Annotated in this window: 11 protein-coding genes; 4 read left to right on the plus strand and 7 right to left on the minus strand. The window is 55.4% G+C overall.

All coding sequences use genetic code 11. The annotated features are described in order from the left end of the window. Window positions 1-25 precede the first annotated feature (25 nt). Both KIH39_RS18665 and KIH39_RS18670 read left to right on the plus strand, forming a co-directional pair. A complete protein-coding gene (locus KIH39_RS18665; RefSeq protein ID WP_213494742.1) occupies window positions 26-2704 on the plus strand; it encodes a DUF1553 domain-containing protein in 2679 nt (892 codons plus the stop codon). Window positions 2705-2726: 22 nt separating this feature from the next. Then, window positions 2727-4103 carry a DUF1501 domain-containing protein gene (locus tag KIH39_RS18670; RefSeq protein WP_213494743.1) on the plus strand — a complete coding sequence of 459 codons (1377 nt, stop codon included), beginning with the start codon at window positions 2727-2729 and terminating at the stop codon, window positions 4101-4103. 110 nt (window positions 4104-4213) lie between these two features. Here the strand turns inward: KIH39_RS18670 and KIH39_RS18675 are convergent, their stop codons facing one another. The 6 genes from KIH39_RS18675 to hslV all read right to left on the minus strand — a co-directional run bounded on the left by KIH39_RS18675 (window position 4214) and on the right by hslV (window position 8851). Next, a complete protein-coding gene (locus KIH39_RS18675) occupies window positions 4214-4972 on the minus strand; it encodes a heavy-metal-associated domain-containing protein (RefSeq protein ID WP_213494744.1) in 759 nt (252 codons plus the stop codon). A gap of 18 nt (window positions 4973-4990) precedes the next feature. Continuing rightward, window positions 4991-6073, minus strand: a complete 1083-nt coding sequence (locus tag KIH39_RS18680) for a sugar kinase (RefSeq protein WP_213494745.1) — start codon at window positions 6071-6073, stop codon at window positions 4991-4993. A gap of 112 nt (window positions 6074-6185) precedes the next feature. Continuing rightward, window positions 6186-7520: an ATP-dependent protease ATPase subunit HslU gene (gene hslU / locus KIH39_RS18685; RefSeq protein ID WP_246539341.1), complete on the minus strand. Its 1335-nt coding sequence runs from the start codon at window positions 7518-7520 to the stop codon at window positions 6186-6188. A gap of 8 nt (window positions 7521-7528) precedes the next feature. Continuing rightward, the gene (locus tag KIH39_RS18690) at window positions 7529-7735 is read right to left on the minus strand and encodes a hypothetical protein (protein WP_213494746.1); all 207 of its coding nucleotides are present in this window, start codon (window positions 7733-7735) and stop codon (window positions 7529-7531) included. Continuing rightward, window positions 7719-8315 carry a zeta toxin family protein gene (locus tag KIH39_RS18695; protein ID WP_213494747.1) on the minus strand — a complete coding sequence of 199 codons (597 nt, stop codon included), beginning with the start codon at window positions 8313-8315 and terminating at the stop codon, window positions 7719-7721. Before KIH39_RS18695 ends, KIH39_RS18690 begins: the two co-directional genes overlap by 17 nt. Further along, the gene (gene hslV, locus KIH39_RS18700) at window positions 8315-8851 is read right to left on the minus strand and encodes an ATP-dependent protease subunit HslV (RefSeq protein ID WP_213494748.1); all 537 of its coding nucleotides are present in this window, start codon (window positions 8849-8851) and stop codon (window positions 8315-8317) included. Before hslV ends, KIH39_RS18695 begins: the two co-directional genes overlap by 1 nt. Window positions 8852-9043: 192 nt before the next feature. On the opposite strand from hslV, the gene KIH39_RS18705 reads away from it, so the two are divergent. Continuing rightward, entirely contained in the window at window positions 9044-10156 is a 1113-nt protein-coding gene (locus tag KIH39_RS18705; protein WP_213494749.1) for a hypothetical protein, read from the plus strand. A 57-nt stretch (window positions 10157-10213) separates the two neighbouring features. After that, window positions 10214-11008 (plus strand): arginase family protein, encoded by a 795-nt coding sequence (locus KIH39_RS18710; protein WP_213494750.1) that lies wholly within the window; start codon window positions 10214-10216, stop codon window positions 11006-11008. 426 nt (window positions 11009-11434) lie between these two features. On the opposite strand, the gene tnpA is transcribed toward KIH39_RS18710, so the two are convergent. Continuing rightward, entirely contained in the window at window positions 11435-11887 is a 453-nt protein-coding gene (gene tnpA / locus KIH39_RS18715; protein WP_213494751.1) for an IS200/IS605 family transposase, read from the minus strand. Between the last annotated feature and the right edge of the window lie 300 nt (window positions 11888-12187).

The following is a 12187-nucleotide window of genomic DNA, read 5'->3' on the forward strand; positions in this document are numbered from 1 at the left end:
CTTCTGAATTTTGAGGTTTCGAACCATGCGATTCGAACTGCGATTAACGGCCTTTATGACTGCCCTTTTGCTGGCAGGTTGGGTGATCGCGCAGGAGCCGCGCGATCCCGGGCCGATCTTCAGGAAAATCGACAGTAATTCCGACGGCAAACTTTCGCTGGACGAATTTCGCAAACTGGTCGAAAACAACCCTCGTGTCAAAGACAATCCCGCTCTGGCAAAACAGATCTTCGATCGCCTCGATACCAATAAAGATGGTTATCTGTCGCTCGAAGAATTCAGCAAAGCCCCATTCCTGCAAGGAAACGCCAAGGGACAGTCTAAAAAAGGCGTTAAGCAGGAGTCCTCGACCAAAGCCAGCGACACCCCGCCCTCCGCGGAACAAGTCGCTTTCTTCGAGAAGAAAATTCGGCCGGTGTTGATTGCCGAGTGCTATTCCTGCCATGCGGCGGACGCCAAGAAAATCAAAGGCGGCTTGCTGCTCGATACTCGCGAAGCTACCCGCAAGGGCGGCGATACCGGCCCGGCCGTGGTTCCAGGCGATTTGAATAAAAGCCTGCTGATCAAAGCCATTCGCTATAACGATGAGCATTTGCAAATGCCGCCCAAAAACAAGCTCTCTCCCGATGTGGTCCAGGATTTTGAAACCTGGGTGAAAATGGGAGCGCCCGATCCGCGCGATGGGGGAGCGAAAGCTGCCCGAACGGAAATCGACATCGAAAAAGGCCGGCAGTTCTGGTCCTTCCAGCCGCCGAAAAAATCAGCGGCTCCCCAGGTCAAGGATTCGCAATGGGCGAAAGAGGATTTAGATCGGTTCGTACTGGCCGGGCTGGAAGCCAAGGGGCTGAAGCCGGTGGCGGATGCCGAACCGGCCACGCTGTTTCGCCGCTTGCATCTGGATCTAACCGGGTTGCCGCCCGCGCCGGAGCAGGTGAACGCATTCCTGGAGGCTTATGCGTCGAAACCGCAGGCCACGCTGGAAAAGACGGTCGATGAGCTGTTGAACTCCCGGCACTTCGGGGAACGTTGGGCCCGGCACTGGCTGGATGTCGCCCGATACGCCGAATCGACCGGCAAATCGGTGAATATCAACTATCCCTTCGCCTGGCGCTATCGGGATTATGTGATCGAGGCTTTCAACGCCGACAAGCCGTACGATCAGTTCATTCGCGAGCAGATCGCGGGCGATCTCCTTCCCGCGACCGACGAGAAAGACAAAGCCCGCAAGACCGTGGCCACCGGGTTTCTGGCCCTTGGCACCAAAACGCTGAATGAAAGGAACCGCCTGCAATTCGAACTCGATGTCGTCGACGAGCAGATTGACGTCGTGACGCAGACTTTCCTCGGAATTACCGCGGCCTGTGCCCGCTGCCACGATCACAAATTCGATCCCATTCCCAGCAAGGACTACTACGCTCTGGCGGGGATTTTCCGCAGCACGGAAACCTGCTACGGAACTGTCACACTCATTCAGGCCCGTTATCCGTCTGCCTTGATTCAACTCCCCGCGAGTGTCGATCTTCCCTCCGGTTTGCCGCCGTTGAGCAAAAGCGAACGAGAGACTATAGAGAAGCAAATCAAGGATTTTCGGGCCGATCTCGGCAAGGGCCCGCTCGAGCCGGCCACTCTCCGGGCTCGAACGCAAATCGCGCTACTGGAAGCGAAGCTGGCGATGTATGAAAAGGACGGGACACCCAAGAAGCAGGCCATGGGCGTTCGCGAAAAATTCCGAACGGTGGACAGCCCGGTTTATAGTCGCGGTGAACCGGAACATCCGGCGGAAGTCGTCCATCGGGGCGTGCTACAAGTTGTCAGCAAAAGTATGCCGACCATTCAAAAAGGAAGCGGCCGTAAAGAATTGGCCGATTGGATCGCTTCCTCCGATAATCCGCTGACGGCCCGCGTCTATGTCAATCGCATCTGGCTGCATCTCTTCGGACGCGGCCTCGTCACCACCTCCGATAATTTTGGGGCTACCGGTCAGGCGCCGAGTAATCCGGAATTGCTCGATTACCTGGCCCTGCGCTTCATTAAGGAAGGCTGGAGCACCAAGAAGCTGATCCGCGAACTGGTGTTGAGCCATACTTATCAACTGTCCAGCAAGTTCGACGCGAAAAATTACGACCTCGATCCCGATAACGTGCTGCTCTGGCGGATGACGCCGGCCCGGCTCGATGCCGAAGTACTCCGGGATGCGATGCTGACGGCCAGCGGTTTAATCCAACTGGCACCACCGCAGGACTCTCCTACGGCCCGCGCCGGGGAAGGTTTCGCCATCGCTCGGAGACCGGGAATTTTGGGAGTGCAGGGACAGAACGATTCCCACCGTTCGATTTATCTGCCGATCATTCGCGACAATTTGCCGGAGCCCTTAGCACTGTTCGATGCCGCGGATGCGAGCATCGTAGTCGGCGAACGGGCGAACACGACCGTCCCGGCGCAGGCTCTTTTTCTGATGAACAGTCCTTTCATGATCCGGCAATCGGAAGCTCTGGGGGATCGTCTGCTCGCGGCCAGCACGACTGACAGCGATCGGATTCGCCAGGCTTATCTGATGCTGTTCAATCGCTTGCCCAACGAAAAAGAAATGGCCTCGGCCGAGGAATTCATCCAACAGTACGGGAAGTCAAAGAAAGCTCGAACCACCTGGGCGGCTTTTTCTCAGGCGATGTTGGGTTCGGCCGAGTTTTTGATGCGAAACTAGAGGCCTTGCGGGAGAATCGACGATGTTCCTGAATCGACGGACGCTATTACAGACCACCGCCAGCGGCTTCGGATATATGGCTTTTTCGGCGCTGGCCGCGCAAGCATCGGCAAAGGACAACAAGAATCCTCTCGCCCCGAAGTCGCCGCACTTCACGCCTAAGGCCAAGCATGTGATTTTCCTCTGCATGGACGGCGGTCCTTCGCACGTCGACACCTTCGACTACAAGCCGAAGTTGCAGTCCGATGACGGCAAGCCCTACAGCCGCGGCCGCTTCAACGGCGCCAAACTGCTCGGTTCCCCCTGGAAGTTCAAAAAAAGCGGACAGAGCGGGCAGATGATTTCCGAACTCTTTCCGCATCTCGCCCAGCAGGCCGACGATCTGTGCATACTCAACGGTATGCATACCGATATTCCCAATCACCCGCAGGCATTTTTGCAGATGCACTGCGGCATCTTCCAGTTTCCAAGACCTAGCCTCGGTTCCTGGGTGCTGTACGGGTTGGGCACGGAAAACGAGAATCTGCCTGGATTCATTACAATTGCTCCACCGCCTACCAATGGTGGACCAGCGAACTACGGAGCCTCGTTTCTGCCGGCCGTTTATCAGGGTACGAAGATCGCCGGGAATGGCCCGCGGCAGTTCGGCGAGGACGCCAAAGTCGCCAACATCGAGAACTCCAAACAATCGGTCTTCGCTCAACGGCAGCAACTCGATTTTCTGCAATCGCTAAATCGCAACGCACTCGATCAGATGGGTCCGAACCCCAACATCGAAGGCCTCATTGAATCGTACGAACTCGGTTTTCGCATGCAGGCCGAGTTGCCCAAGGTGATGGATACCAAGAACGAATCACAGGAAACCTTGAAGCGTTATGGCATCGGTGAAGCGGAAACCAATGTCTTCGGCAAACAGTGCCTGATCGCCCGCAAGATGGTCGAAGCGGGGGTTCGCTTCGTGGAAGTGACCAAGCCCGCCTGGGATCAGCACCGAAACTTGAAGAACGATCTGGCGGCGAATTGTCACGCGGTCGATCAACCGGCGGCCGCTTTGATTGCCGACTTGAAAGCTAGAGGATTACTGAAAGATACCCTGGTGATCTGGGGCGGCGAGTTTGGCCGTACTCCGGCCGCGCAGGGGAACGATGGCCGGGATCACAACTCGAAGGGTTACAGCATGTGGATGGCCGGGGGCGGCGTCAAAGGTGGCTTAACCTACGGCAAAACGGACGACTATGGCTTTGAGGCGGTCGAAGGAAAAGTTCACATCCACGATTGGCATGCGACGATACTGGCCCTGCTGGGATTGGACCACGAGAAATTGACCTGTCGCTACGCCGGGCGGGAAATGCGACTGACCGATACCAAGGGAACGGTAGTGAAAGCCATCATGACCTGACTATTAGCGGCGCATCGCTAGATGCGTTAGCACAAAACGCATCTCCGGAAACCCTCCGATGCGTCGCTAATAAAAACGCGAGTCGCTAATAAAACGAGAGTCGCTAATAATCAGCCGGCAATCAGCATGATCAGAGACATCGCCAGCATCAGACCATCTTCGATGATGGTCACGTAACTCATCGGTAGATTGAAAACCGTCCCCAGGCAGGCGCAGCGAATCTTCTTTTTATTCAGCACCGTTTGCAGCACACCCACCAGACTAATCGCCATCACGAAAAACGTGATCAGATTCACATTCACCGGAGTTATGGGCGTATCGGCCAGGTAAGCCAAGCCTAACCCGAGTTCTATGAACGGATAAACAAATCCGTATGCGTAAATTCGATGAGCTACGATATCGTACCCGGCATAGGCATCGGCGAACGCTCGCAGATTCAGCAATTTAAAGAAGGAAAAGACCAGAAAGAACCCGGCCATGAAATTCCGCATAGCCCGCATCGGCTGCCAGTGACCGGCAGCAACTTCCAGCGCCGCTACACCGAGGAGCAGATAGCCGAGAATGAGAATTAGCGGCAAATAGGTCTTTGCTCCCGGTTCAGGCAAGGCAGGCGCTACGGGTGTGACGGCTTCGGAAACCATCCCCAACGACAGGGAAGTTGGTAATTCCTTGAGCACCGCATAACCGGCGGCGCTGACTCGCTCAGGGACCTGAGCCAGGACGCTCTCGTCCCCTTCGACAGTTAATGTTTTCTGGGTCGAATCGACATCTGCCGACCAACTTTTTAGCCCGGGCAGACTTTCGAGATGCGGCTTCAAGGTCGAGACGCATCCGGCACAACGCAGATTGGTTTGGTATTTTCGGATCATACTGTCATTCTACGCCGATTAGCGTTGAACGCGAGCAGATCCACCTTTGGCGAAGGCTTCCACTTCCTCGAGTTTCGCCATGGTGACGTCGCCGGGGAAAGTGGTGAGCAAGGCTCCGTGAGCCCAGCCGAGCCGCAGGGCTTCCTCGGGCGAACGGCCCGTGATCAAACCATAGATCAGACCGGCCGCAAAGCCATCGCCACCGCCGATGCGGTCGTGAACGTCCAGGTGCGTTGTCGGACTGATGTAGCGATGCCCATTGAGCCAGACGACTGCAGCCCACTCGTGGCGATTGGTGGAATGAACTTCTCGAAGGGTGGTGGCCACGCCTTTGATGTTAGGGTATTTGTGAACCACGCCGTCTATGGACTTGAAGAAAACCTCAGGATCGAGTTTCGAGGTTGCATGGACATCCGGCCCGGTGATCCCAAGACCTTTTTGCAAATCCTCTTCGTTACCGATCAGCACATCGACATTTTCGACAATTCGGCCCATAACCTCATGCGTTCTTTTCAGGCCTCCGATGGCGGCCCAGAGTTTGGCCCGGTAATTCAAGTCGAACGAGACGATCGCCCCGGCGGCCTTGGCGGCCTGCATGCCTTCGATAATCAGTTCCGCGGTGGTCTCCGAAAGGGCCGCGAAAATGCCACCCGAGTGGAACCAGCGAACGCCGCTGGCGAAGATCTTTTTCCAGTCGAAGTCGCCGGGCTTGAGCAACGAGCCGGCTTCGTTGGATCGGTTGTAGAAGACGACCGGCGCTCGAACGCCGAGACCGCGGTCGCTGTAGACGGTGGCGATGTTGGGGCCGCGCACGCCGTCATGGTCGAACCATTTGTAGAACGGGGTTACGCCGGCTTCGCGAACGCGGGCCTGCACCAGTTCGCCGATGGGATACTTCACCATGGCGGTGGCGACGCCGGTCTTCAGGCCGAAGCAGTCGGCCAGATTGGCCGAGACGTTGTATTCACCGCCGGAGACGTGAATATCGAAAGAACGGGCTTTGCGAAACGGAATCAGACCCGGGTCGAGCCGGTGAACTAAAGCCCCTAGAGAGAGAAAATCGAGTTCGCAAGCATCGGTCCGGATATTCAGTGAGTTCATGGTTATCTCGAGAAATCAGCCAACGGATTACCAGCCGTTCGTGGCGAAATTATAGCCGAAGATTGGTATAAGCCCAGACCAGTGGGAGCCCGGAAGACTCCCTTCGGGCCACTTAGAGAATGAATTTGCTCAAATCTTCGCGTTTGACGATTTCACCCAGTCGGCTTTGCACATAAGCGGCATCGATCACCACCCTTTTATCGGTCAGGTCGGAACCTTCGAAGCTGATTTCTTCGACGACACGCTCCAGAATCGTGTGCAAACGGCGGGCGCCGATGTTCTGGTGGGTGCGGTTGACTTCGTAAGCGATCTCGGCCAGGGCTTCGATGCCATCCTGGGTAAATTCGAGTTGAACGCCTTCGGTACCGAGCAGTTGAGCATACTGTTTCGTGAGAGCATGCTTCGGCTCGGTCAGAATCCGCAGAAAATCGTCGCGGGTGAGATCGGTCAGTTCCACGCGAATGGGGAAGCGGCCCTGAAGTTCGGGCATCAGATCGGCCGGCTTGGAGACGTGAAACGCCCCCGCCGCCATGAAGAGAATGTGATCGGTGCGGACCGCGCCGTTTCGGGTGCTGACCGTCGTCCCTTCCACCACGGGCAACAAGTCACGCTGCACCCCCTGTCGAGAGACATCGGGGCCATGGGAGGAGGAAGGACCGCAGACTTTATCGATTTCGTCGATGAAGATGATGCCCGAATTCTCGGCCAGATCGATGGCCTTTTCGTTAACCGAAGTCCTGTCGATCAGAGCTTCGGTTTCCTGTTCCATGAGTACTTTGCGAGCTTCCGCCACCGTGAGGGTGCGATTCTGGGTGCCCTTGGGCATCATCTTTTCGAACATGTTCTGCAGATCGACATCCATCGATTCCATGCCCATATTGGAGAAAACCTGCACGGGCACCATCTTCTGTTCGATGGACAGCTCGACCGTTTTCTCCTCGTATTCCCCGGCCAGTAGTTTCGCTTTGAATTTTTCGCGCGTCCGCTTTCTTCGCTCGGTCTCCTCGCTGGTTTCCTCCGGGTCATAGCGTTTATCGTCGGGGAAGAGGAGATCTAACAATCTTTCGGTGACCTTTTCCTCCGCGCGGACTTTGACCTGTTCGCGCTGCTGCTGCTTGACCAGATTGATGGCGGCGTCGAGCAGATCGCGAACCATGCTCTCGACATCCCGACCGTGATAGCCGACTTCGGTATACTTGGTGGCTTCGACTTTGACGAACGGGGCACCGATCAACTGAGCTAGACGGCGGGCGATTTCCGTTTTACCCACACCCGTCGGCCCGATCATGATGATATTTTTGGGGGTGACGTCTTTTCGAAGTTCCGGGGCCAGCTGCTGTCGGCGCCAGCGGTTGCGAATGGCCACGGCCACTGCTTTTTTGGCCGCCGGTTGACCGACGATGTATTTGTCCAATTCGGCGACTATCTGTCTTGGCGTAAGATCCATTGAAATTCTCAAAGAGTTTCGACCAGGGCTTTTTCCGCAGCTTCCTGCTTGCGCAGTTCTTCCAAAATCTGTTCCGGGGTGAGCCAGATCACTTCGCCTTTTCCGGGCCCGGCTACCGGAACGCTCTGGCCCAGTAGGGCGCTGCGCCGCAGAACATCTCGAATCGCACGCTGCGCGGCCTGCGTATAGGCCCGACCTTCAGGACTTTGGTTCATATCGGATTTCCTTTTGAAATCTTCCCCAGACATCCTCGTTTAGAACGTTTGGCATTGCACTACCAATTCCCTCGGCAATTGAGGCAGTATTAAGACCGCTGTTGTTGTAAACAAACCACCTGTCTGCCAGTGGCCGATAGTGATCCCAAAACAATTTCAAGCTTCGTTTGTATCGGCGGTGGATCGTTTCAGCTGGAATATCGTGGCCCCCCTGGCTCACCCGATACTGCACACGGGAAACCGCCAATTCCACCGATCCCGGCCAGAGGTAATGCAACAGTATTTCGTATCCTTCCGCTTTTAATTTCTGGATCAGAGGAATGTAGGATCTTCCCGAAAGAGTCGTCTCCACCGAAAAGTTGGCTCTCTTTTCCCTCAAGGCATTCAGCCATTCCACCAATATCCGGCCTGCTTCGAAGGCCACACTTTCCGGAAAGAAGCCATTGAGTCCTCGGGCGATCTGGTCGGCATTGACGAAAATCAGAGGCGGGGAAGATTTACCAATCAGTTCCGTGGCCGCGGATGATTTACCGGCTCCATTGATTCCACCCAGCAACACGAATAGCGGTTTCGTTGCCATCACTCCAGGGTCGTAACGCTGATGTTTTTGTTGGTGTAAATGCAGAGCTCGCCGGCAATCTCCATGGCCGCTTTCACGATCTGGCCCGCGTCTAACTTCGAATGTTGCATCAGCGCTCGGGCAGCCGCTAAGGCATAAGAGCCGCCGGAGCCGATCGCCAGGATGCCGTCGGTCGGTGCGATCACATCGCCGGTGCCCGATACCAACAACAAATGATCTTTGTCGAGCACGATGATCATCGCTTCGAGCCGGCGCAGGGCCCGGTCGGTACGCCAATCCTTGGCCAGTTCGGTCGCGGCCCGGGGGACTGATCCCTGATGATCCTTAAGTTTGGTTTCAAATCGCTCGAGTAGGGCAAAAGCATCCGCAGCGGCTCCGGCAAACCCCGCGAGGACCTTACCATCTAACAGTTTTCGCACCTTTAGAGCGTCATTTTTCATGACGATATTACCGAGCGTAACCTGCCCATCGCCCCCGATGGCGGATTTTCCGTCGCGTTTAACAGCCAAAATTGTGGTGGCGTGGATGCGATTCACAAAAGATTCCTGGGTCTGAACCGAACTACCTGGCATGGCATAAATAATGGACAGCGCCGGGAAACCCTATCGTGGGATTTTGCCGGAACCATAGGATTATATTAGCCGGGGAGGAATGAATTCGCTTGCCTGACCCCTGCCTGGCACCAAATAATTACTGGAAACCATTCCGGTGATCTCAGGGAGACCGATATGAGAGCGTGGTTCGGCAAACTGCTTGCAGTGGTATGCACCGTCAGCCTGATGGCTGGAGGAACAGCCCAAGCCCAGGCAAAGAAGGCGGCCCGTTTATTCGTAGAAGATGGCGCGGGTCTCTTCAGCGAATCGACTATCAAGAAAGCCAAGGATACGATTGCGGATGTGCTGGGCGACCGGGAGCGCGAAGTTCACATTCAGACGTATGCGAAACTATCGGACGACGATCACAAAGAGTTCGAAGCTCTGAAAAAAGACGTCGATGCCAAGAAGGCTGAGGTGAGTGAACTCGAAAAATTCTGGGACCGTTGGGCGAAAAAGAAAGCTGTCGGCGATAAGGATGTGGTGGTTTTGATCAACAAGAGTCCCGGGATGGTTTACGTTCTGTCCGATTCCCGGGCGACTAAAGAAGGTTTCGATAAATCGAACGACAGAAAATTGAAAGATATGCTGACAGCGGGTTTACGGGAAGCGGCCAGCAAAACGACACCCGCCGATCAGGAAGTGGCCCGAAATGTCGCCCTGATAGATGGCGTGAAGTATCTGGCGAATAACCTTCCAACTAAGAGTGTTCCCGCCAGTCGAAACAGTGGGAATACGACGAATCACAACAACGCACCGGCCCGTAACGGGGCAGCGCGCGAAGGGGGTGGAATGATGTCCTGGATTTGCATCGGTCTGTGTATCGTTGCCGGTATCTGGCTGATCTCCGGTCTGTTCCGTGCCTTCTCCGGTGGCGGGGGCGGGGGTTATGGTCCGGGCGGTGGTATGGTCGGCGGCGGTTACGGGGGTGGAGGCGGCGGATTCTTCAGCGGCCTCATGGGCGGCTTGTTCGGCGCGGTCGCCGGAAACTACCTCTACAACAACCTCTTTGGCGGCAGCACCAGTTCGGCCTGGGGTAGCGACAACTACAACAACTCCGGTGGCGGGGATTATGGCAACAACGATGCCGGGGCCGGGGACTTCAGCGACGGTGGCGTCGGCGGGTCCTTCGATGACGGCGGATCGGCCGGTGGCGGAGATACGGGTGGTGGCGGCGGAGATTGGGGTGGTGGAGGAGGCGACTTCGGCGGTGGTGGCGGAGATTTTGGTGGCGGCGGCGATTTCTAAACTACCCATCCCGGGGGCTTCGGCCCCCTTTTTTCGTTTCGGAAATCTAACATCTCCATGTCTATCACAGCGATCGTTTTTCCCTTCGATCTTTACGGTTCACCAGGCACCCGCTTAGGAGCGGAAAACCTCGGCGATGCCTTGCGCGAGATGCGTTCCGATGCCCGGGCCGAAACTCAACCCGCGCGCAGTCAGGCCTATCGCGATCGGCTGAAAATCGTCGAAATCCCGTTTGAGACACTTAAGCAGTATCGATCGTGGTTAGCGCGCGGTAAGAAACTATTCGCAAAGCAGGAAAAGACTTTTCCGATCTGGCTCTCCGGCAATCACCTGGGAGTTTTGCCCGTTTATGAATCACTCCCGGCGGATACCTTGGTGTTGCAGTTCGATGCCCATCTGGATATTTTCAATCTCGCCGGCTGCACCGAAGAGTTGTCGCACGGCAACTTCGTGATGCATGCAAAGCCCTGCCCGAAATTGATTAACTTGGGGCATCGCGATCTCTTTTTGCCGACGGATCATATCAACAAATACTATTCCGATACTTTTTCGAGCCTGGAACTCACGGCTCGTCCCGAGTCGAGCGCCAAGAAGCTTTCGAAACTCGTTCAGTCCGCCAAGAAAATTTGGATCGATATCGACTGTGATGTCTTCGACCCCGCCTATCTCCCCGCCGTGGCTCAACCCGAACCGATGGGATTATCGCCTTTGGCGGTAGTCGGATTGTTGGAGGCCGTCTGGTCCAAAAAGGTGATGGGAATTTCGTTCAGCGAGTATCTACCGGCGCGGGATGATAATGATTGCAGCCTGGCCGCGCTGTGCTGGATGCTGGAATGGGTGTTAGTGAGGTAAAATGCGAGCCGCGGGTTAATAGACACGGGTTAATAGACACGGGTAAGAAACCCGCGGCTCAATTCTGGAAGCCCTCCGGGCTTCCAATTAGAAGGTTACAAAATCGATGGAAGCCCGGAGGGCTTCCAGATTACAGACCCCGGTTGACTCGCTCTGCGAGGCTACCGGGGGGGAACAGGCACGCAACGCGAGGCTACCGGGGGGGAACCAAAAAATACGCCCTAACAAATATTTTCCCCGGGTTAAAAACCCGTGGCTCAATTCTGGAAGCCCTCCGGGCTTCCAATTAGAAGAGGACAAAATTGATGGAAGCCCGGAGGGCTTCCAGATAACAGACCCCGGTTGACTCGCTCTGCGAGGCTACCGGGGGGGGAACAGACACGCAACGTGAGGCCACCGGGGGAAATGAAAATGAACGCTAACCCATCATTCCCAAACATATCGTTCGTCGTATTCAATCCGGTATTGGTGCAACCAATCGCGATATTCCTCCTGGTAAGAAATCTTGCGATGATGCTCTCTTTGATTGCGAATGTATATTTGGATTTGTTCCAAAAAGGATTCGCTGACGGAAAACGCTCCATAGCCTTTCTGCCAATAAAAGTTTTCCAGCGAGGAATCAACCTTTTTGAGCCAGATACTGGAGGATCGTTTGACTTCCTGGACGATCTCGGCCAGACACATCGTTCGAGATTGAACGAACAGGATATGCACATGATCCGGTTCCGAGTTCATCTCGATCGCCGGAACCTCCAGCTCCCGCAGAATACCCCCGAGGTAATCATGAAATCGGGAACGGAACGAATCGAGCAAAAGAGGAAGCCGGTATTTGGTCGAGAAAATGAGATGGACGTACAACTTCGAAAGCGAATGAGCCATGGGCGATGTCTCCGACAAGTAAGAATTGATGAAGATTTATATCGATTACGTGCGATTAACTAGGCGCAGAAAATACTGACGAAAATTTGACGGGTATAGATGGGCCCGGGTTAATTATCGCATCGGATAATAGCCCCGGGGATTACATCCCCGGGTTAAAAACCCGTGGCTCCGATCTGGAAGCCCTCCGGGCTTCCGAATAAATGGTTACAAAATTGATGGAAGCCCGGAGGGCTTCCAGATAACAGACCCCGGTTGACTCGCAAAGAGAGGCTACCGGGGGGAAACAGACACGCAACG

This window comes from Telmatocola sphagniphila (genome assembly GCF_018398935.1).
In the GTDB taxonomy this organism is placed as follows: domain Bacteria; phylum Planctomycetota; class Planctomycetia; order Gemmatales; family Gemmataceae; genus Telmatocola; species Telmatocola sphagniphila.